Raw genomic sequence first — 20,667 nt, 5'->3', positions numbered from 1 at the left:
GTGTCTGATCCGCGTGTGGGTGTGGTCGTGGTGACCATGGGCAACCGGCCTGCCGAGGTCGAGGCGCTTCTCGCTTCGGTGGCCAAGCAGGACGCGCCACCCGAGCGGATCGTGATCGTCGGAAATGGCACGCCGTTGCCCGACTTCCCCGGTCTGCCCGGCGAGGTCACGGTCTTGGAGCTGGAGGAGAACCTGGGCTGCCCAGGCGGCCGGAACGTCGGCATCGCCCGACTGCGTGCCTTCGGTGACATCGACGCCGTGATCGAACTCGACGACGACGGACTGCTCGTCCAGACCGAGGTGTTCGACCAGGTGCGGCGCCTGTTCGCTGCCGATCCCCGCCTCGGCATCGTGGGCTTTCGCGTCGCCGACGAGCGCGGCGAGACGCAGCCGCGGCATGTCCCGCGCCCCGGCGGGCGCGATCCGATGCGACGGGGTCTGGTGACCGGATTCCTCGGTGGCGGGCACGCGTTCTCGATGCGCATGCTGAACGAGATTGGCGACTGGCCGGCGGAGTTCTTCTTCACCCACGAGGAGACCGACCTGGCCTGGCGGGCCCTGGACGCGGACTGGAAGATCCTTTACGAGCCTGACCTGTTGCTGCAGCACCCCAAGACCTCCCCGGCCCGCCATGCCGTCTACTACCGCTTCACCGCCCGCAACCGGGTCTGGCTGACCCGGCGTCGCCTGCCGCTACCCCTGGTCCCCGTGCACTTGGGCGTCTGGACGCTGATCACCCTGCTGCGTACGCGATCGCGGGGCGGGCTGCGGGCCTGGGCGGGCGGCTTCCTCGAAGGCTGGCGCACTCCGTGCGGCGAACGGCGACCGATGCGCTGGCGCACGGTGGGGCGAATGGCCCGGCTCGGCCGCCCACCTGCGATCTGAACGGCCCGGATCCTGTCACGCGGGTGCTGTCTGGCGCAGCCAGTCGGGGATCGCCTGCGGGGTGCGCTGAAGCCACGCGGCGTAGCGGGCGATCCCGTCCTCGACTGTGATCGCGGGCTGCCAGTCCAGCAGGTGCAGCATCCGGCCTGTGGCCGCATAGCCTCCCTGTGGGTCGCCCGGCGGCATCGGGGTCTCCATGAACTGCGCCTGCGGATAGTGGTGTTGGACCTGCTCGGCCACCTGGCGGATCGTCGTGGCGTGCCCGGTGCCCAAGTTGATCGTCTCGTTGTGCGCTCGCGGCGCGACCAGCGCCCGCACCGTTCCCGCGGCGACGTCGTCGACGTGGATCAGGTCGCGGACCTGGTGCCCGCCGCCGTTGAGGTGCAGCGGCAGTCCGAGGGCAGCGCGGGCGGCGAACCAGGCGACCACCCAGGAGTGGGAGCCGCGTTTGACGGTCTGCGGCTCTCCGTACACGGAGAAGTAGCGCACGATCGCGTACGAGGTGCCGACCTGGGCCAGGTGGAGCGCGGTCTGGAACTCGCCCCACAGCTTGGTGTTGGCATACACGGACAGCGGCTGCAGCACGGTGCTCTCACCGAAGCAGGGCGGCATGTGTCCGTAGACCGCCTCAAGGAGTTGGCGCATCGAGCGGGTCTCCGCACAGGCGGGGCGCTCGTCGCGGTTGCCATTGCCATAGACGCTGGCCGAGGAGACGTAGCAAAAGCGGCGCACCCGCTCGCAGGCGGCCACGGCGTCCAGCACGGTCTGGGTGCCGATCACGTTGGTGGTGATCGCGTTCATCGGGTGGCGGGTGCAGGCGGCCACGTCGGCGAGTGCGGCGGCGTGGATGACGTAGTCACAGTCGGCGACCAGACTCCGTACCAGCTTGGCGTCGGTGACATCGCCGATGGCGAAGTCCGCGTCGTCCTCATCGACGCCGAACAACTCCCGGTACACCGCTGGCGGGTAGGCGTCCAGACGGCACAGGCTCACTGGCCGCGCTCCCACCTCGCGCAGGTGAGCCGCGATACGGCTGCCGATCAGCCCGCCTCCACCGGTTACCAGTACGGTTCGGCCGCACAGTTCTGCGGTCAGGTCGTCGCGCGTAGCCTGCACAGTGCCTCCTGGCGTCAGGGGGTGGCGCGCGCCGGCGGGTAAGCGGCCCGATGGGCCGGTGCGCGCGGGTGAAGGCGTGGCTCGCGCAGGTGGCCGCCTGCCGCGAGTCACGCTGGTGTCGCTCGGTGCAGCGGGTTGCCCGGTGCCGGGGTGACGCGCAGGAAGGCGGTCACGATCTCCCGGAAGCCTGTGTGCCCGGTGGTCCCCGCATGCGCCAGAGCCCATCTGTCCGGCTGGAGTTGGCCGGTGCTCGGCTCCGAGCGTTCCAGGCACGTGGTGCACTCGATCTCCCGGATCGGCGCCGAGCGCCCGGTGTGCGGTCCCGCCCGATGGTCCAGTCGGCGAATCGGTAGACGGTGCCCGCGTTCATCCCGCGGCCTCCGTTCCCCTGACCGCCGTCAAGGCGGCAAGGCGAGCTCGGCCGGTGTCCGCTACGTCGGCGACGTCTGCCAGGTGGCACAGGCAGGCCGGTGACCGCGGTGCGACGGACCAGTACGTGCCGGGCGGCTGGGTGCGATCGGGGCGGGGAACCCCCAGCCAGGTGTCGACTCCCAGGTGCTGTACGCCGGGTTGTTCAACGTCCGGTCCGGCATCCGGGGGGACGAGGGCGTAGTAGTGGCGGTTTCCGCTGTCGTGGATCACCGGGCCGAGCTGGAGCCGTCCGGCCAAGTAGTCGGCCACCGACTCGGGTTCGACGCTCCCGGCGGCGGCGTGCACCAGCCTCTCCTCGATCCGCACCGCGGCGAACAGACGGCCCAGCGGCAGCAGCGCCACCGTCCATGTCGACCACTCCGACAGCGCCCGGCCTGGCATCGGATGAGCCTGTGCGAGCCATTCGGAGATCATCCTGTCCGTCGGCTCCTGCGGCATCACCGCGCACCCACATTCGTAACGGCGTCCATACCGGCTCTCTCCCTATTACGCTCAGTGGTCGATGGGTACGACGGTAGGCAGCGGTGATCTCCGCTTGAAGTGACCACCAGTACGGGTGGTCAGCCGCGGCCCACAGGGGAATGGGGGTGTCATGCCGTCAAGTTCCCGGCCAACCCTGACCGGCAGTCAGGGAACGACCTCCCGCCCCCGCACGGGGATCATCTCCGGCTACGTATTCCGGGTCCTCCGTGAGCAGTTGGGGCAGACGCAGGAGTCGGTGGCAGAGCGGTTATGGGTGGCCGCCGACACGATCGCGGGCTGGGAATCCGGTCGGCGCCCGCTCACTGCCGTGCCCGTCGGGCAGATGCTCGTGCACCGTCACCGGCTCCTGCAGCTGGGCACCGCTCCGGCCCTGCTGAAGGCTCTCGAACGAGCCATGGAGGCCGATGTCCTTCTGGCCAGTTCCCTGGACGACGCGGCGCCGGTCGAGGAGAGCCCGCTCGGTGCGTGGGTCTTGCAGCGCGACTTGGTCGAAGTGCTGTCCTGGCCCCTCACCGGCGTACCGCCGCAGCCGGTCCGCGATCTTCCCGCACCGCCCCGGCCACGGCGCGGGCCGGTTCCCTCGGCCCCGGAGCTGTCGTCCGAAGACCGTCGGCGGTTCTTCACGCGCATGCGCGGCGCGGCCGAACAGGCCCGCGAGGAGAGTCAGTTCCTCCTGCGTCGCCAGGCCCTGTACCTGTCGGGCTACGACGACCAGGACGACACCTCGGACTGGCTCGCCCACCAACAGGGCACCGAGCGGCCGAACGACTGGCTGACGCAGTGGCTCAACGCCCGCTCCGTCGCCGCCGTCGCGGCCCGCCAAGGCGACCTGGACCGGATGAGCCACTTCATCGACTCCGCCCTCGCGGACGACGACGCGGGCGAGGCCGCCAACCTCAACTACTGGGCCTACTGGATCGGCGAGACCCCGCATCTCGAACTGTCCGACGACTTCATCGCCTCACGCACGCCCGGCCCGTGGCCCGGCCACAAGCTCCTGGCCCACCTCGCACACGGCCTCGCGCCTCAGCACGGCTATCTCGACCTGAACATCCACAGCCTGTGGGCCCTGCTCACCATCCGCCCCAACCTGCTGCGTTCCGGTGCGGTGTCCCGCACCCTGCACGACCGACTTCCGATGATGTTGGATAGCCAGGAGCTGTCGGCGCGTGCACGCCACGAGCTGGAGAGCATCCGGTACGCGATCCGCCTCGCAGAGGCGTGAGAGGAGACGGACGGTGGCAGACGACCTGACCGCGGTGGCCCGATTCCTGTACGAGGCGGGAACGCTCAAGCAGGCCAGGCGCACCGGCTGGTGGATGGCCGGTGTCCGCGACCCCGAGAGCGTGGCCGAACACTCCTGGCGCACCTCGCTGATCGCCTCGGTCATCGCCAAGCTGGAAGGCGCGGACCCCGCGCGGGCCGCGTTCCTCGCCGTCTGGCACGACTCCCAGGAAACCCGCACCGGCGACGTGAACCACCTTGGCAAGAAGTACGCCGAAGGAGCCGACCCGGAGGCCGTCACCGCCGACCAGACCAAGGGCATGCCGGAGCTGCTCGCCTCCACCATCCGGGAGCTGGTCGCGGAGTACGAGGCCAAGGAGTCCGCCGAGACCCTCTGTGCCCGCGACGCCGACAAACTCGAATGCCTGCTGCAGGGCATCGAGTACAAGGCCCAGGGCTACCAGAACGCCCAGCGCTGGATCGACAACAGCCGCGCCCGCCTCACCACCGAGACCGCGAACCGCCTCGCCGACGAACTGCTCGGCATGGACTCCCTCGACTGGCTGCGTACCGCCATGGGCGAAGAGCCGACGTCTTGATCCTCCTCATACCGGTGGTGTTTCTCGCCGCCGTCGCTTTGGTCTTGTTCTTCCTGTTCCGGTCCCTGGGCGTTGCCTTACCTGGGGAGCGGCGCTGGTCTGGATGGCGCCGTGTGGTCGTCGCCGCCGCCTTTGCCTGCGCGGCCGTGGCCACGGCCGCGTACTCGTTGGGGGCTATGGCTCTGATGTCGACCGTGGCCGTGGCGCAGGACGGTGGGGCAGACTCAGCCCCGTTCCCCTACAACCACCCATGCAGGGAGCAGTTGAAGGGGGCGGTGGACTATGACGTCCAATTCCTCACCCTGCGCACCGTGTGTGTCATGGAGGACGGGGAGCGCAGAGCGGTGGAGGACGTACCGCAGGGGGTTCGGGTGACGGCAGCGGCATCGGCGGCCTCCGCAGCCGTGCTGGCGGGGATCGTGCTGGCCGCCGGAGCCTCGCATGCGCGTCCGACCGTCAGCGGGCGCCGTTAGCGACGTCGGCGCCGCTCTGTGATCTGCTCCGACGCTGTTGTATGCGTGGGCTGCCGTGTGGGTGTGACCGGTGCGGTGCTGCGGGTGCTTCGGCGGCGTGCTGCCTGCGCCCGCTTGTTCGGCTGGGCGGTGATGCGCCAGGTGAGAACTTCGGCGGGGCGTTCGGCGGTGTCGAGTTCTCGGCTGGCGGCCACCTCGGCGAGGAGGCGTTGGGCGTTGTGGCCGGCGGATTCCGCCATGGCGAGGGTGGTGGCCAGGGCGGGCCAGGCGGGGTCGGTGAGGATGCGGTCGGCGTGGTCGGGGACGGCTTGGCGTACGGCGGCCTCGAAGCCTTGGACGGTCTGGGGGCGGGGCGCGCGCTGGGTGAGGTCTGCCAGGTGGGGTTCGGCGGTTTGGCGGTAGGTCTCCTTCAGGTGGGGGAAGGCTTCCTCGGCCGCGGCGGCCTGCTGTTCGTGGCCGCGTTGGGCGTGCCAGTGGGCGGCGGCTCGGGCCAGGTGCAGGGCGGTGAAGATGAGGGCGATGGCAAGGCCGCCGGGAATGTTGGCGGAGTAGGTGAGTTCCCTGGCGGCTTGGCTGAGTTCGGTGGCGGCCTGGCGGTCGGCCCAGATCGCCGAGCGGCGTGTCCGGTTGAACGCCCTTGCTGCTACTTGCAGTTCGGCCTGGTGGGGGCCGGGGGTCTTGCGGGCCAGGTTGTGCAGGGTGTCCGCGAAGGCGTCCAGCTGGCCCTGGGCCACGGCATCGTCGCCCGAGTCGAGGACGGTGCGGGCCGTGCGCAGGGCGGTTTCGGTACGCCGCCACGGCTCGGCCGGGTCGGTCACCTGCTGGGGCCGGTCGGGCACGTCCTGGGTGGGGAGGCGCTCGCACAGGCGGGTGTAGGACAGGTCGGGGGCGAGTTTGGAGCCGCCGAAGAAGATGGTGTCGCCGGGGGCGGCCAGGCTGTAGCCGTCCACCTCGCCGGTCTCGGCGCTGATACGCGGCTTGACCTGGATGCCCAGCGAGCTGAGCACGGTGAAGTAGTCGTCGATGCCGCGCACGGCAGCGGCGACCTCGTACGCGCGCTCGCGCAGCCACTCCCGCGCGACCTGCTCCTGGCCCAGGCGCTCGGCTTTGGCTCGCTCGGCCCCGGTGGGCGTCTTGGGAGCGGTCAGGTCGCCGGACTTGAGCTGCCGCAGCCCGAACTCGGCCTCGATCCTTCGGCATTCCTTCTGGGCCCGCCAGCCGTCGCGGTTGGTGCGCGGGCGGCGGCCGTCGGCGCGGACTGTGGTGGCCAGGATGTGGATGTGGTCGTCTGCGTGGCGCACCGCGATCCACCGGCACGCCTGGTCATCGCCCTCGGGCGCGATGCCGGTGGCAGCCACGATCCGGCGGGCCACCTCGGCCCATTCCGTATCGGTCAGGTAGCGGTCGCCCGGCGCGGTGCGTACCGGGCAGTGCCACACGTGCTTGGGCGGCTTCTTCCCGCCCAGCTCGCGGGTGCGCAGGTCGACGTGGTGGTCCAGGCGGCGGGCGAGGTGGGTGTAGGTGGCGTTGGGGTTGCGGCCGGGGTCGGGGGCGTCGGCCATGTCCCAGGCGGCGACGATGTGCGGGTCGGTGTGCTCATCCCGACGGCCCTTGCCGAAGAGGTAGTTGATCAGGCCGAGGGTGTCGGAGCCGGTGGAGACGTCAGGAACCATGGCTGCCGCCTTCCGCCACGACCTCGTCCATCACCTCGTAGCTGCGCTGGACGGCCTGGTCGACGTGGTCCAGGACGGCCTCGGCCTGGTCGGGGATGGTGCCGCTGTGGATGGCCGTGGTGATCTGGTTGAGGTTGGTGCCGATCCGGTTCAGCGCCTTGGTGTGTGCCTCGACGGCTTCCACCAGCGGGCGGATGGGATCGTCCTCCGGGCTGCCGACCATGTTCGCTTTGCCGAGCGCGACCGCGAGGGCTGCGTCGCCGACGAACCCGGCGAATGTCAGATCACGCCGCTTGGCTGCCTCGTCGATGATGCGGACCGCGGTCGGGGTGAAGCGGATCTTCTTCTCCTGGTCGCGGTTCTCGGTGGTGCGCTTGCGGTTCCTCCGCGCGGGCAGCGTGGGGGCATCGGGCTCACGCCTGGAGGGCTGCTCGACGGGTAGCGGAGTCTGGGCAGGTGGCTCGGGCTGTGGAGCAGCGGTGTCGGCGGGCAGTTCGTCGTGCGTGGCGGAGGTGTTGGTGACGGACGTGGTGCTGGGCTCGGTCGTCACCTCCCCCTGCTCGGGTGCCCGCTGGCGCCCGGCCTCCTCCTCCGCCCCCGCAGGGGCGGGGGCAAGCGCGGACGAAGCCCCGTTAGGGGCTCGAACGCTCCAGCTTGCTGCTGTTCGTCGTCCCAGGCCGAACCATCCCCGGCGGCGGGAGGAAGCGGGGTTGCTGTCGTTGTCAGTGTGCATGGTGGTGCTCCGGTGGCGATGGGCTGGGGCGGTGTCACGTGCGTCGCATGCGTCGCATGGCTGGTCAGCACAGGTACGGACATCCGGGCAGGTACGGAGAAGTGCGTCCCGGCGAGAAAGTCCGTCCCCGCGCTGACCTGCGCGGGGACGGACGCGACGCAGAGATACGGACTACGCCCCTGGTGGGATCAGAGAGTCCGCTTGGGCCCGGCGACCCCGCCGGGCGGGCCGATGGGCAGCGCCCCGGTCGGGGCGGCGGGCGGCTTGCCCTGGGCCGGGCGGGCAGGCGCAACGCCGGGTGCGGGCTCGGGCGCTGCCTCGACGAGGTCGGGGCAGTTGCGCGCCCAGGCATCCAGGAACCGGTTGCGCTGATATGCCTTGGCCTGCCTGCCGCCCGCGAACCGGTAGTTGGCCGAGCCGATACCGAAGTCCCGCAGCAGGTTGCCCAGGTGGTAGGCGTTCAGCCCCTTGGTGCCGTACTCCGCCCACGGCGCATCGGCGTCCTGGATCAGGGCCGCGACCAGGTCCTGGGTGGACAGTGCCTCGGGGTTGTTCTCCCGCTCGAAGATGCGGTGGATGTCGCGCAGCAGCCGCGTCTTCAGGCTGCTCTGCACGTCCTGGACCGCCTCGTGCCGGGTCATCGTCACGCACGCCGCCCGCGCGCTCGCGGGCCAGTGGCCGCCGGCCAGGTCGGCGACGATGACCAGCGGCTCCCAGGTGTCCGCCGCCCGGTCCTCCACCGGCATGCCGGGCACCATGCGGGCAGCCGTGCCGCGCAACGGGCCCAGCCAGGCGGCCAACCGGTCACGCAGCGCATTGAGTTCGGGCACGGCGTACCGCGAGCGGAACGGGGCGACCTTCTCGCCCGGCTTGCGCTTCTGCATCCGCAGCACGACCGCCCGGTCCGTGATCGTGTCCGGCAGATCGCCGATCCCGGCGATGGCGGCCATGGCGAAGGTGGGGAACGGGGTGGGCTTGTGCTCCGGTCCGACGATGCGCCAGGCCGGGCGGTTGCGCTGGTGCCCGGCGTTCAGCAGGCCGCGCAGCTCCTCGTTGTCGCCACGCGCGTTGGGGCCGAAGATGGTGTCGGCCTCGTCCACCAGCAGCGTGGGCGGGTCCTGGCCGATGGACCGGAAGAGCACCGCCGTGGACATGTTCACCGTCATCATCGGCTTGTAGACGGTCTCGTGGAGCACGTCCAGGACACGGGACTTGCCGCACCCCTTGGTCGGGCTCATCACCGCCAGGCGCGGTGCGTGCTGCAGCACGGTCTGGATGTGCGTGGCCGCCACCCACAGCGTGACCGCGGTCAGCGCCTCCTCGCTCGGCAGCACCACGTACTTCCCGATCGCCGCCCGCAACTCATCCAGCAGCATGGCGCCTTCTCCGGAAGTCCGCTCCGTATGGCCTCCCGGCCCTTGTGGGTCGACGGGACCGGCCCCGTCCTGTTGGGGACCGTCGGCTCCCGGCAACGGTCGGGGACCATGATCACGGTCCCCATTGCGGTCCCCTGGTGTAACGTCCGCAGCTTGGGGACCGGTCCCCGTTGACATGCCACTGGCCTGCACGTTTAGACCGACTGTGGGTATCGGGACCGCAGCCTGCGGGGACCGGGGATCGGGTTCCTCGTGGGGACGGTCCCCAGCCGCCGTGTCGGCGTCCGCCTGGTCCCCACGGTGCCAGGGGATGCCCTCACCGGGGACGGCGGTGGTGGGCCAGACGGTCGGGGATGTGTTCGTGGTGGTGGGGGACGTAGAGTCCTCCATAGACGTTCCTCTCCGGTGAGAGGCAGGACGGGCAAGGTCCCGCCCCTCACCAGCTCGTTCGTTCAGGGATGGGCAATCTGTTGGGGAATCTGGGGCCCTCGGCGTTGGCGCGCCGGGGGCTTCGTCATGAGTCCGCCGGTCAGGCGGTGAGGTCGTACGAGGTCTGGGCGTCCAGCCACGCGTCCACCTCCTGCCAGCGGTAGCGCAGATGACGGCCGACCTTGCGGACGTTCGGGCCGGTACGGCGGTGCCGCCACTGGTAGAGCGTCTTCACGGGCACGCCGAGGTAGTCGGCGACCTCCTCCGGCGTGGCCAGCGGCGCACGGCCAGCACCACCGGCATCGGCTGTGGGGCGGGGGGTTCGGGGCATGGGGCTCCTTCACGGGAATGGTGGGGTGGACAAGACAGCCACAGGTTGTCTGCCGCGTCCAGCGGCATCGTGTGGAAATTCCACGGCCGCACCAAACGGCGGTTCGCCGAGTGGAGTCAAAACCGTAAACCCAAATCCCCGGTTGCCGAAATCATTCCGGAAAATGAGGTGAATCTGTCCGGCTTCTTTCCGGATTGCCCCCGCCTTGCGGGATGCTCCAGCCCGCGTTGAAGCTCCAGGCCAGAGCCATCAAGGCCCCCTCGGGCGGTCACTGTCGGATTCGCCCTCGATTCCGCGGCGCGGGACCATAGCACGGAAATCCGGCTTCACCGAACCGCCCGAATAGCCCGGCGCCAGCGAGTTTTCTGAAGTTCTTGAGTAAACCCTTGCCATGGCCAGTCTTTTCGAGTTACAGCTATCCGTCATGGCTACCCGACCAATTGAAATAGGCCCCGCCGGAATCCAAACCGCGTGCAATATCGAGCGCCAGCGCCTCGTGCGCGGCCTCTCCCAGCGACAGCTCGCGGAGCGCTGCGCCGCTCTGGGACGGCCGATGACCAACACCACCCTCAGCCGCACCGAACGCGCCCGCCGCCGCTGCGACGTCGACGACCTCGTCGCCATCGCGGCCTCACTCGGGGTTCCCCCAACGGCGCTGCTTCCCCAGTGGACTTCGCACAGCGTCGCCTCCCACTTCGCGGCCCAGGCCCTCACCCGCATCCAGGGGGTCCTGCATGGCTGACGTCTACGACCGCTGGCACAAGTCGCACCCCAAGCCCGACGAGGCCGACTGCGGCGAGCACAAGAGCCGTACGCGGCGCACGGTCCCCACCGGCGACCACGGCACCGGCAAGCGCTGGCAGGTCCGTTACCGCGACCTTGACGGGCATCAGCGCAAGGAGAACTTCGCGACCAAGGCGGACGCCGACAACCGCGCCGCCGAGGTCGATGTCGAACTGCGGCGCGGCACTTACCTGGTGCCGAGCGCGACCAAGCAGACGCTCGGCAGCTACGCGCAGGAGTGGCTCGACGCGAACTCCGCGGGCCCCACCACCGCCTTGCGGTACGAGGCCGCAGTCCGGAACCACATCGTCTCCCACCTCGGCAGGCGTGAGCTGCGCTCGCTCAACCAGCCCTCCACCATCCAGGGTTGGATACGCAAGCTGCAGGACGGCGGCCTCGGAGCCTCGACGGTCGAGGGGACCTTCGACATCCTCTCCAGCATCCTCAACGCGGCTGTCGACGACGGGCTGATGCCCAAGAACCCCTGCAAGGCGGCCTCGATCAAGCTGCCGACGGCGATCAAGAAGAAGATCGTCCCCTGGCCGATGGAACGAGTCCGTGCCGTCGTCGCGGGACTCCCGACGCGCTTCCAAGGCGGTGGCAGGCTCGCCTTCGGTTGCGGTCTGCGCCAGGGAGAGGTGTTCGGGTTCGCCGAGGAAGACATTGACTTCGACGGCGGCTGGGTGCACATCAGGCGCCAGGTGCGGCTGGTGGGAACCAAGCCCGTCTTCGCGTTGCCCAAGGGCAACAAGATCCGGTCAGTGCCGCTGCCCGCTCAGCTCGCAGCCGCCCTCAAGGCGCACATGCGGGAGTTCCCGCCGGTTGAGGTCACCTTGCCCTGGGGCAAGCCGGACGCAGAGTCGAAGACCTTCGGCCTGCTCTTCGCCGACGGGAAGGGGCGGGCGTACAACCGCAGCGTCTTCAACCAGGGTGTGTGGAAGCTCGCGCTGGCCGCTGCTGGCGTCATTCCGCCCCGCGAGCGTGGTGCGAAGTACCTGCGGGCGGCTCCGGAAGACGGCATGCACGCCCTGCGGCACGCCTACGCCTCGGTGCTCCTCGACGCGGGGGAGAGCATCAAGGCGCTCTCCGAGTACCTCGGCCACTCCGACCCCGGCTTCACGCTGCGCACTTACACGCACCTGATGCCGAACAGCGAGACCCGTACGCGCAAGGCCATCGACGCGGTCTTCGCCGAGGACAAGGACGGGGAGGCTGGAGAGGCCGACGCCACCCAAAGCGCCGACGAGGCACGACCTCACGCGGTGTGCCCTCAATGTGCCCTGGCGGCTTGACGGTCGCCTTCGTGGGTGCCTCGTCGGACCGGTGGAGAACCCTGCTGGCATCCCCCAAAGGGCCAGGTCAGGGCCACACCAGGCAGTAAGCTTGATGCCCCGCATCATGCAACCGATGCGAGAAGTCCTGCCACTCGTGCAGGAGTTGGTACACATTGAACGCGTCGCGCGGGCCGCCGCGGTCGGGGACCGTGGACCAGATGAACGCCGCGGCGCCGACCGACTCCTCGCCGATGCCGCGCAGCGGGTCGACGACCGTCATGGGGAGCTTCACCACGGCGTAGTCGGGGTGCAGGACGACCAGTTCGAGCGGGGGGACCTTGTGCAGGGGTATGCCCTCGATGCCGGTCAGGACCATCGCGGCCACCGTCTCCGGCTTGATCTTCGTGAACATGCCGCCCATGCCGAGCTCATCGCCGCCGAGCTCCTCGGGGCGCATCGAAATGGGCACACGGGCGGCGGTCGCGCCGTCCGGGGCTCCGAAGTATTTGTACGTCACCCCGCCCACCCGGCCACTCCTGGTTGCCGCCCGGTCATGCTCCGTCTCGCCCCGTGCCGACGTCCGTGGTGTCTCCGTCTCGGCCGCTTCCGCCTCGCGCCGGTGCTTGCCGATCCGCCGGGCACGCCGGGGACCCAGGCCGTCGGTCCCCTCGCCCAGTCCGCCACCGCGATGCATATCTCCACCCGACTGCTTTTCCAGGGCGCCCCGCCCCTGCTTTTCTAGGCCTCGCGGCCCCCGCCACGCAACCCGATCATCGTGTCAGTGACCTCCCCCACGGTCACCCGCTAAAACGTGGGGTGAAACACCTGTCCGCAGGATGCCCGCGCCCCGGGCCCGGAGCGAGACCGGACCAGGGCCCGAACACGATGCCCGGAGCCTCTGACACCATGGTTCATGTGAGCTTCCCGTATAGCGCCCCAGTTTCGCAGACTCTCTTCGACCGTGCGGCGGCCGTGACGCCCGGCGGTGTGAACTCTCCCGTGCGCGCGTTCCGCGCTGTGGGTGGTACGCCCCGCTTCATGGTGTCCGGTACCGGTCCGTACCTGACGGACGCCGACGGCCGTGAGTACGTCGACCTCGTCTGCTCGTGGGGGCCGATGATCCTCGGCCACTCCCACCCCGATGTGATCGCCGCCGTCCAGGAGGCCGTCTCGCGCGGCACGTCCTTCGGTACGCCGGGCGAGGGCGAGGTCGCGCTCGCCGAGGAGATCGTCGCCCGTATCGAGCCCGTCGAGCAGGTGCGCCTCGTCTCCAGCGGTACGGAGGCCACGATGTCGGCCATCCGGCTCGCGCGCGGGTTCACCGGCCGCGCCAAGATCATCAAGTTCGCCGGGTGCTACCACGGCCATGTCGACGCCCTGCTCGCCGCCGCCGGTTCCGGTGTCGCGACCCTCGGTCTTCCGGACACCCCCGGCGTCACCGGCGCCCAGGCGGGCGACACCATCGTCGTCCCGTACAACGACCTCGAAGCGGTGCACGAGGTCTTCCACCGGTACCCCGGCGAGATCGCGTGCGTGATCACCGAGGCGTCGCCGGGCAACATGGGCGTGGTGCCGCCGCGGCCGGGCTTCAACGAAGGCCTCAAGGCCGCGTGCGCCAAGAACGGCGCCCTCTACATCTCCGACGAGGTGATGACCGGCTTCCGCACGTCGAAGGCGGGTTGGTACGGGGTCGACGGCGTACGCCCTGACCTGATGACCTTCGGCAAGGTCATGGGCGGCGGCTTCCCGGCCGCCGCTTTCGGTGGCCGCGCCGATGTCATGGCGCACCTCGCGCCCGTCGGGCCGGTCTACCAGGCGGGCACCCTGTCCGGGAACCCGATCGCGACGGCCGCGGGCCTGGCGCAGCTGCGGCTCCTCGACGACGCGGCGTACGTGAAGGTCGACGCGGTGTCCGAGCAGCTGCGCGGACTCGTGACGCAGGCGCTCACCAAGGAGGGCGTGGCACACCGGCTGCAGAACGCGTCGAACATGTTCTCCGTCTTCTTCACCGAGCGTGAAGTGCGGAACTACGACGACGCGAAGGCGCAGGAGTCGTTCCGCTTCACCGCCTTCTTCCACTCGATGTTGTCGCAGGGCGTGTATCTGCCGCCGTCGGCGTTCGAGTCCTGGTTTGTGTCCACCGCCCACGACGAGCGGGCGATCGAGCGGATCGCCGCCGCCCTGCCGGGTGCCGCGCGCGCGGCCGCGGAAGCTACGGAGGTCACCGCATGAGCGGTACGGCAGCGGGCGACGAGCTCACCGTCGTCCACGTGATGCGCCACGGCGAGGTGCACAACCCGGAGGGGATCCTCTACGGACGCCTTCCCGACTACCACCTCTCCGAGCTCGGCCGGCAGATGGCCGACCGGGTCGCCGAGCATCTCGCGTCCCGCGACATCACGCATGTCGTCTCCTCCCCGCTGGACCGCGCCCAGGAGACGGCCATGCCGATCGCCAAGGTGCACGGCCTGGACCTGGCGACGGACGTCCGGCTCATCGAGGCGGGCAATGTCTTCCAGGGCAAGACCTTCGGCGTCGGCGACGGCGCGCTGAAGAAGCCGGAGAACTGGAAGCATCTGATCAACCCCTTCAAGCCGTCCTGGGGCGAGCCGTACATCGAGCAGGTCGTGCGGATGATGGGCGCGCTTGACGCCGCGAAGGACGCGGCGCGTGGTCATGAGGCCGTGTGCGTCAGTCATCAGCTGCCGATCTGGGTCGTGCGCAGCTTCGTGGAGAAGCGGCGGCTCTGGCACGACCCGCGCAAGCGGCAGTGCACGCTCGCTTCGCTGACGACGTTCACTTACCGCGGCGACAAGATTGTTTCGGTGGGGTACACGGAGCCTGCGCGGGATCTGGTCCCGGCCCATCTGCTGGCCGGGGCCAAGCCGGTCAAGGGGAAGGGCAAGGCCTTCGGGGCGTAACGCTTCGCTGGAATTGCCGTTCGGGGCCGTCGTTTGTCTGCGGCCCCGTCGTGGCTTGTCGCGCCCGCGCGGCGGAGCTGCATATGTAACAGCCCCGCGCCCCTAACGGGGCGGTGTTACCCACGCCGGGTAATCGGCTCGCGACTGTATGTCCGTTCTTGGTAAAAGGCACTAAATATATGCCTAGTTACCGGAACCCCTGTGTTCGTCGTGCCCTCTAACGAGGCGTCCGTCCTGTGTGACCTGCAGGGACGGGCCGAGGGCGCGACGAACAGGGGAATGGAATGCGCGACATCAGTCGCAGGGGAATGCTGGGCCTCGGGGCCGGCGCCGCAGCCGCTTTGGGACTCGCGGGCTGTGGAACAGGCGGCGGCAGCGACAGTCATTCGGCAGGGCCGGCCAAGGGCGGGAATGGCGGCGGCGACAAGCCTTCGGCGAAGCCGATCGGGGACGGTTCGACGGCGTATACGGGGCAGCAGCCCCGGCAGCCCGCCAAGCCCGTTCCGCTGGAGCCGGGGCAGACGCCCCCGCAGTTCGTGGTCTTTTCCTGGGACGGTGCGGGCGAGGTCGGCAACGGTCTCTTCCCGCGTTTCCTGAAGCTGGCCGAGGACCACGACGCGCGGATGACGTTCTTCCTGTCCGGGCTCTATCTGCTGCCCGAATCGAAGAAGCGTCTCTACCGGCCGCCGAACAATGGCGTGGGCGCATCCGACATCGGCTATCTCACCGACGGTCACATCAAGGAGACCCTCAAGTACGTCCGCCAGGCCTGGATCGAGGGCCATGAGATCGGCACGCACTTCAACGGGCATTTCTGCGCAGGCACCGGCAGCGTCGGCAACTGGACGCCCGCGCAATGGCAGGACGAGATCGACCAGGCCACGTCCTTCGTCAAGGAATGGCGGACCAATACCGGCTGGACCGATCTGCCGTCGCTGCCTTTCGACTACGACAAGGAACTCATCGGCGGCCGTACGCCCTGCCTCCTCGGCCAGGACAATCTGCTGCCGACGGCGAAGAAGCTCGGCTGGCGCTATGACGCCTCATCGCCGGGCGGCCGTCAGCGCTGGCCCGAGAAGAAGCTGGGAATCTGGGATCTGCCGCTGCAGGCCGTGCCGTTCCCCGGGCACTCCTTCGAGGTCCTCTCGATGGACTACAACATCCTCGCCAACCAGTCGCAGAACTCCACGAAGGCGCCGCCCCACAACTACCCGGGCTGGCGCAAGCAGGCGACCGAGGCCTATATAGCCGGTTTCAAGCGGGCCTACGAGACGAACCGCGCGCCGTTCTTCATCGGCAACCACTTCGAGGAGTGGAACGGCGGCATCTACATGGATGCCGTCGAGGAAGCCCTCAAGCACATCGCCGGGAAGAAGGACGTACGCCTCGTCTCCTTCCGGCAGTTCGTCGACTGGCTCGACGTCCAGGACCCCAAGGTGCTCGCCGAACTCCAGGGCCTCGACGTCGGACAGCGTCCCGGCGGCGGCTGGAAGGGGCTCGGAAAGGCCGCCTGAAATGGGACTTTCCGCTACCGCGGGGGGTGCGGAAGATCCCCGAAACAGACATGCGAAACTTTTCACATGAGTGCCGCCTGCCGCGCCCCCCACAGCACGAACCGCAGTCGTAGCCGCAGCCGCGCCGCCCTTCTGGGCGCTGGGGCCGCGGTCGCCGCGCTGACCCTGTCGGCCTGCGGCTCCGGCGGTACGTCGGGAGGCTCGGGCAACACCAACTTCGTGGCCGGCTCCGACGGCATCGCCACCCTCGACAAGCGGGAGCGCCAGGACGGCCCGAAGATCGAGGGCAAGACCCTGGAAGGCGAGAAGCTGAGCCTCGACGACTACAAGGGCAAGGTCGTCGTCCTCAACGTCTGGGGTTCTTGGTGCCCGCCCTGCCGGGCCGAGGCGCCGAACTTCGTGAAGGTCGCCAAGGACACCGAGGACGAGGGCGTGCAGTTCGTCGGGATCAACACCCGCGACAACGACAAAGGCCCCGCGCTCGCCTTCGAGAAGGACTACAAGGTCCCCTACCCGAGCCTGCACGACCCGATGGGCAAGCTGATGCTCCGCTTCCCCAAGGGCACGCTCAACCCGAACTACATTCCCTCCACGATCGTCATCGACCGGGACGGGCAGGTCGCGGCGCGCTCGCAGCAGCCGCTGAACGAGAAGAAGCTGCGCAAGATGATCGACCCGCTGATCGCGGAGAAGTGATGTCCTCGTGATGTCTCATCTTGCCGCCGCCGTCGGCGAACCCAACCAGACCGTGATGAACGGGGCGCTCCTCCTTGCGCTGCCCGTCGCCCTCCTCGGGGGTCTTGTCTCCTTCTTCTCGCCGTGCGTACTGCCGCTCGTGCCGGGCTATCTCTCGTACGTCACCGGGGTCGGCGGCACCGATCTCGCGGAGGCCAAGCGGGGGCGGATGGCCGCCGGGGCCGGTCTCTTCGTGCTCGGCTTCACCGCCGTCTTCGTCTCCACCGGCGCGCTCTTCGGCTACGCGGGACAGAATCTGCAGGACTACCAGGACGTCATCACCAAGGTGCTCGGCGCCCTGATGATCGTCCTCGGCATCTTCTTCATGGGGCTCATGCCCTGGCTGTCCCAGCGCGAGTTCCGCTTCCACAAGAAGCCCGCCGCCGGGCTCGCGGGCGCCCCGATACTGGGCGCGCTGTTCGCCGTCGGCTGGGCGCCCTGCGTCGGGCCGACCCTCACCTCCGTCAACACCCTGGCCCTGGACCAGGCGAGCGCGGGCCGCGGGGCCATACTGAGCGTCGCGTACTGCCTGGGGCTCGGCGTCCCGTTCATCCTCGCCGCCATCGCCTTCCGCAAGGCGCTCGGCGCGTTCAGCTGGGTGAAGAAGCATTACGTCTGGGTGATGCGCATCGGCGGCATCATGATGATCGCGACCGGACTGCTCCTCCTCACCGGCGTGTGGGACGGCATCGTGCAGCAGATGCAGGTCTGGTCGAACGGCTACACGGTGGGGATCTGATCCATGAGCGACACCAAGACGAACACCGAGGCCACCGACGACGGCAAGGCCACGGACGACAGCTCGCAGGACCTGGGAGCCGCGGGCGCCCAGCTGTCCACCGCCCCCGTGGACCGGGTGATCCCCGGCTCCTTCGGCGGGAAACGGGCGCCCGGCGCCGCCGGCTGGCTGGCCTGGGCGGGCCGCGAAGTCGTCGGCTGGGTGCGCTGGATGTGGCGGCAGCTGACCTCCATGCGGGTCGCGCTCCTTCTGCTCCTGCTGCTCTCGCTCGGCGCGATCCCCGGCTCGCTGATCCCGCAGACCAGCATCGACGAGCTGAAGGTCCAGGACTTCAAGAAGGCGCACACCACGCTCGCGCCGATCTACGAGAAGTTCCAGCTGTTCGACGTCTACAGCTCCGTGTGGTTCTCGGCGATCTACATCCTGCTCTTCGTCTCCCTCATCGGCTGCATCGTGCCCCGCACCTGGCAGTTCATCGGCCAGCTGCGCGGCCGCCCGCCGGGCGCCCCCAAGCGTCTCGACCGGCTGCCCGCGTTCACCACCTGGCGCACCGATGCCGAGCCCGAGCAGGTGCACGAGGCCGCCCTGACGCTCCTCAAGGGGCGCCGCTTCCGCGCGCACACCACGGGCGGGCAGGGTGCCGCCGGTGCTTCCGTCGCCGCGGAGAAGGGCTATCTGCGCGAGGCCGGCAACCTCTTCTTCCACATCTCGCTGATCGTGCTCCTGGTCGCCTTCGCCGTCGGCGCGCTGTTCAAGTCCGAGGGCGGCAAGCTCGTCGTCCAGGGCGACGGGTTCTCCAACACCCTCACCCAGTACGACAACTTCAAGTCCGGCAGCCTCTTCGACACCGACGAGCTCGCGCCGTTCAGCTTCAAGCTGGACAGCTTCGAGTCGTCGTTCGAGCGGTCGGGCCCCGAGCGCGGCACCGCCCGCACCTACCGGGCGAACGTCACCTACACCGAGGGCGCCGACGGTCCGGAGAAGAAGCAGGCGATCGAGGTCAACAAGCCGCTCGAGGTCGACGGCTCGAAGGTCTACCTCATCGGCCAGGGCTACGCGCCGACCGTCACCGTCCGCGACGGCAAGGGCAAGGTCGTCTACAAGGCGTCCGTGCCGCTGCTTCCCATCGACTCGAACGGCACCGCCACCGGCGCCATCAAGGTGCTCGACGGCTACCGCGACAAGAACGGCAAGAAGGAGCAGCTCGGCTTCAACGCCTTCTTCGTGCCGACGTTCGCGGGCTCCGGCCAGGGCAACATGTTCTCCCAGTTCCCCGCGCTCGACTATCCCGTGCTCGCGCTGTCCGCGTACCACGGAAGCCTCGGCGTCGACTCGGGTCTGCCGCAGAACGTGTACCAGCTGGACACCAGCAAGATGACGAAGTTCGAGGACTCCAAGGGCGAGCTGCTCAAGCAGCGGATCAGGCCCGGCGAGACGATGAAGCTCCCGAACGGCGCGGGCTCGATCACCTTCGAGAAGGACATCAAGCACTGGGCCACCTTCCAGATCTCCCAGCAGCCCGGCAGCATGTGGGCGCTCGTCGGGGCGGTCTCCGCCATCGTCGGGCTCGCCATGTCGCTGTTCATCCAGCGCCGCCGCGTGTGGGTGCGGGCCGTGCGGGGTGCCGACGGTGTCACCGTCGTCGAGATGGCCGGGCTCGGCCGCAGCGAGTCCGCGAAGCTGCCCGAAGAGCTGGCCGACCTCGCCGCACACCTTCATGAGAAGGCGCCCAGCGCACCTGACCCGGCCGACCCCACCCCCGATGTTGTTCCCGCAGAAGGGGCCGAGAAGTGAATCTCGCCACCACCCTCGCCGCCGAACCGAATGAGAACCTCGCGAACATCAGCAATGTGCTGATCTACTCCGCGATGGCCGTCTACCTCCTTGCCTTCTTCGCGCACATGGCAGAGTGGATCTTCGGCAGCCGCAGCAAGGTCGGCCGCACGGCCGCCGCGCTGACCGCCGAGACCGACGCCGCCGCCACGGCGCCCGCGGTCACCGTCAAGGCCACGGGCGGCACCGCCGTCCTGGAGCGGCCGAAGACGGCCCCCAAGGTCGTCACCCGGTCCGTGAGCGGATCGCGCGATGTGCCGGACGGTCCCGGTGCGGCGGCCGGTGACGAGAAGGGTGATCTCTACGGCCGTATCGCCGTGTCCCTGACCGTGCTCGCCTTCCTCGTGGAGTTCGGCGGTGTGCTCACCCGCGCGCTGTCGGTGCAGCGGGCCCCCTGGGGCAACATGTACGAGTTCAACATCACCTTCTCCACCATGGCCGTCGGTGTGTACCTCGCACTGCTCGCCCTGAAGAAGAACGTGGGCTGGCTCGGGCTTCCGCTGATCACCACGGTCCTCCTCGATCTCGGTCTCGCCGTCACTGTCTTGTACACCGCCAGCGACCAGTTGGTTCCCGCCCTTCACTCGTACTGGCTGTGGATCCACGTCTCCACCGCGATCTTCTGCGGCGCGACGTTCTACCTGGCGGGCGTCGGGACGATCCTTTACCTCTTCCGCGACTCCTACGAGAACAAGCTCGCGAACGGCGGTCGGCCCGGCCGCTTCGCGACCTCCGTCCTGGAGCGGCTGCCCGCCGCGGCCAGCCTCGACAAGTTCTCCTACCGCGTGAACGCCGCCGTCTTCCCGCTGTGGACGTTCACGATCATCGCGGGCGCGATCTGGGCGGGCGACGCGTGGGGCCGCTACTGGGGCTGGGACCCCAAGGAGGTCTGGTCCTTCATCACCTGGGTCGCCTACGCCTGCTACCTGCACGCCCGCGCGACGGCCGGATGGAAGGGCCGCAAGGCTGCCTACCTGGCCCTGATCGCCTTCGGCTGCTGGCTGTTCAACTACTACGGCGTGAACATCTTCGTCACCGGCAAGCACTCGTACGCCGGGGTCTGAACCCCGTACCGCTGCTGCCTCCAGAGGCCGGTTCCCGTGACCCAGGTCAC

The 20,667-nt window shown here is 69.2% G+C and carries 20 protein-coding genes; 13 read left to right on the top strand and 7 right to left on the bottom strand.

The genetic code is table 11. From position 1 onward, the window contains the following. A complete protein-coding gene (locus AB0O76_RS11265) occupies positions 1–885 on the top strand; it encodes a glycosyltransferase family 2 protein (protein WP_365487934.1) in 885 nt (294 codons plus the stop codon). A gap of 15 nt (positions 886–900) precedes the next feature. On the opposite strand, the gene AB0O76_RS11260 is transcribed toward AB0O76_RS11265, so the two are convergent. Together AB0O76_RS11260 and AB0O76_RS11255 are read right to left on the bottom strand one after the other, a co-directional pair. Continuing rightward, the gene (locus AB0O76_RS11260; RefSeq protein WP_365487931.1) at positions 901–2,001 is read right to left on the bottom strand and encodes an NAD(P)-dependent oxidoreductase; all 1,101 of its coding nucleotides are present in this window, start codon (positions 1,999–2,001) and stop codon (positions 901–903) included. Between the two features lie 366 nt (positions 2,002–2,367). Further along, a complete protein-coding gene (locus tag AB0O76_RS11255) occupies positions 2,368–2,814 on the bottom strand; it encodes a hypothetical protein (protein WP_365487928.1) in 447 nt (148 codons plus the stop codon). A 211-nt stretch (positions 2,815–3,025) separates the two neighbouring features. Between AB0O76_RS11255 and AB0O76_RS11250 the strand changes: the two genes are divergently transcribed. The 3 genes from AB0O76_RS11250 to AB0O76_RS11240 are packed head-to-tail and all read left to right on the top strand — an operon-like array spanning position 3,026 to position 5,212. Continuing rightward, positions 3,026–4,141, top strand: coding sequence for a helix-turn-helix transcriptional regulator (locus AB0O76_RS11250; RefSeq protein ID WP_365487925.1), 1,116 nt, complete (start codon positions 3,026–3,028; stop codon positions 4,139–4,141). 13 nt (positions 4,142–4,154) lie between these two features. Then, entirely contained in the window at positions 4,155–4,739 is a 585-nt protein-coding gene (locus AB0O76_RS11245; RefSeq protein WP_365487922.1) for an HD domain-containing protein, read from the top strand. Next, positions 4,736–5,212, top strand: a complete 477-nt coding sequence (locus tag AB0O76_RS11240) for a hypothetical protein (protein WP_365487919.1) — start codon at positions 4,736–4,738, stop codon at positions 5,210–5,212. The genes AB0O76_RS11245 and AB0O76_RS11240 overlap by 4 nt, the downstream gene beginning before the upstream one ends. On the opposite strand, the gene AB0O76_RS11235 is transcribed toward AB0O76_RS11240, so the two are convergent. The 4 genes from AB0O76_RS11235 to AB0O76_RS11220 form a co-directional block, all read right to left on the bottom strand. Then, positions 5,209–6,885: a mobilization protein gene (locus AB0O76_RS11235; RefSeq protein ID WP_365487916.1), complete on the bottom strand. Its 1,677-nt coding sequence runs from the start codon at positions 6,883–6,885 to the stop codon at positions 5,209–5,211. The genes AB0O76_RS11240 and AB0O76_RS11235 overlap by 4 nt on opposite strands. Next, positions 6,875–7,378, bottom strand: a complete 504-nt coding sequence (mobC, locus tag AB0O76_RS11230; RefSeq protein ID WP_365488092.1) for a plasmid mobilization relaxosome protein MobC — start codon at positions 7,376–7,378, stop codon at positions 6,875–6,877. The genes AB0O76_RS11235 and mobC overlap by 11 nt, the downstream gene beginning before the upstream one ends. Positions 7,379–7,806: 428 nt before the next feature. Continuing rightward, a complete protein-coding gene (locus tag AB0O76_RS11225) occupies positions 7,807–9,384 on the bottom strand; it encodes a DUF3631 domain-containing protein (RefSeq protein WP_365487913.1) in 1,578 nt (525 codons plus the stop codon). Positions 9,385–9,523: 139 nt separating this feature from the next. Next, positions 9,524–9,754, bottom strand: coding sequence for a helix-turn-helix domain-containing protein (locus tag AB0O76_RS11220; protein WP_365487910.1), 231 nt, complete (start codon positions 9,752–9,754; stop codon positions 9,524–9,526). A 424-nt stretch (positions 9,755–10,178) separates the two neighbouring features. Here AB0O76_RS11220 and AB0O76_RS11215 point away from each other — a divergent pair, with 424 nt between their 5' ends. Together AB0O76_RS11215 and AB0O76_RS11210 are read left to right on the top strand one after the other, a co-directional pair. Beyond that, positions 10,179–10,496, top strand: a complete 318-nt coding sequence (locus AB0O76_RS11215; protein ID WP_365487907.1) for a helix-turn-helix transcriptional regulator — start codon at positions 10,179–10,181, stop codon at positions 10,494–10,496. Further along, on the top strand, positions 10,489–11,829 hold the full coding sequence (locus tag AB0O76_RS11210) for a tyrosine-type recombinase/integrase (RefSeq protein ID WP_365487904.1): 1,341 nt from the start codon (positions 10,489–10,491) through the stop codon (positions 11,827–11,829). The genes AB0O76_RS11215 and AB0O76_RS11210 overlap by 8 nt, the downstream gene beginning before the upstream one ends. Before the next feature lie 67 nt (positions 11,830–11,896). Here AB0O76_RS11210 and AB0O76_RS11205 read toward each other — a convergent pair whose 3' ends face one another. Continuing rightward, positions 11,897–12,337: a hypothetical protein gene (locus tag AB0O76_RS11205; RefSeq protein ID WP_135332860.1), complete on the bottom strand. Its 441-nt coding sequence runs from the start codon at positions 12,335–12,337 to the stop codon at positions 11,897–11,899. Between the two features lie 380 nt (positions 12,338–12,717). On the opposite strand from AB0O76_RS11205, the gene hemL reads away from it, so the two are divergent. From hemL to ccsB, 7 genes are all read left to right on the top strand, one after another. Further along, positions 12,718–14,043: a glutamate-1-semialdehyde 2,1-aminomutase gene (gene hemL, locus AB0O76_RS11200; protein WP_365487901.1), complete on the top strand. Its 1,326-nt coding sequence runs from the start codon at positions 12,718–12,720 to the stop codon at positions 14,041–14,043. Then, the gene (locus AB0O76_RS11195; RefSeq protein WP_365487898.1) at positions 14,040–14,732 is read left to right on the top strand and encodes a histidine phosphatase family protein; all 693 of its coding nucleotides are present in this window, start codon (positions 14,040–14,042) and stop codon (positions 14,730–14,732) included. The genes hemL and AB0O76_RS11195 overlap by 4 nt, the downstream gene beginning before the upstream one ends. 284 nt (positions 14,733–15,016) lie before the next feature. Next, the gene (locus AB0O76_RS11190; RefSeq protein WP_365487895.1) at positions 15,017–16,246 is read left to right on the top strand and encodes a hypothetical protein; all 1,230 of its coding nucleotides are present in this window, start codon (positions 15,017–15,019) and stop codon (positions 16,244–16,246) included. A gap of 66 nt (positions 16,247–16,312) precedes the next feature. Beyond that, positions 16,313–16,942 (top strand): TlpA disulfide reductase family protein, encoded by a 630-nt coding sequence (locus AB0O76_RS11185; RefSeq protein WP_365487892.1) that lies wholly within the window; start codon positions 16,313–16,315, stop codon positions 16,940–16,942. Positions 16,943–16,952: 10 nt separating this feature from the next. Next, the gene (locus AB0O76_RS11180) at positions 16,953–17,720 is read left to right on the top strand and encodes a cytochrome c biogenesis protein CcdA (protein WP_365487889.1); all 768 of its coding nucleotides are present in this window, start codon (positions 16,953–16,955) and stop codon (positions 17,718–17,720) included. Between the two features lie 3 nt (positions 17,721–17,723). Continuing rightward, positions 17,724–19,514: a cytochrome c biogenesis protein ResB gene (locus AB0O76_RS11175; RefSeq protein ID WP_365487886.1), complete on the top strand. Its 1,791-nt coding sequence runs from the start codon at positions 17,724–17,726 to the stop codon at positions 19,512–19,514. Further along, the gene (ccsB, locus tag AB0O76_RS11170; RefSeq protein ID WP_365487883.1) at positions 19,511–20,617 is read left to right on the top strand and encodes a c-type cytochrome biogenesis protein CcsB; all 1,107 of its coding nucleotides are present in this window, start codon (positions 19,511–19,513) and stop codon (positions 20,615–20,617) included. Before AB0O76_RS11175 ends, ccsB begins: the two co-directional genes overlap by 4 nt. The last annotated feature ends 50 nt before the right edge of the window (positions 20,618–20,667 follow it).

Source organism: Streptomyces sp. NPDC086554 (assembly GCF_040686095.1).
GTDB lineage: Bacteria > Actinomycetota > Actinomycetes > Streptomycetales > Streptomycetaceae > Streptomyces.
Note: the sequence above shows the minus strand (reverse complement) of the source record. Positions and strands in the feature narration are given on the sequence as shown.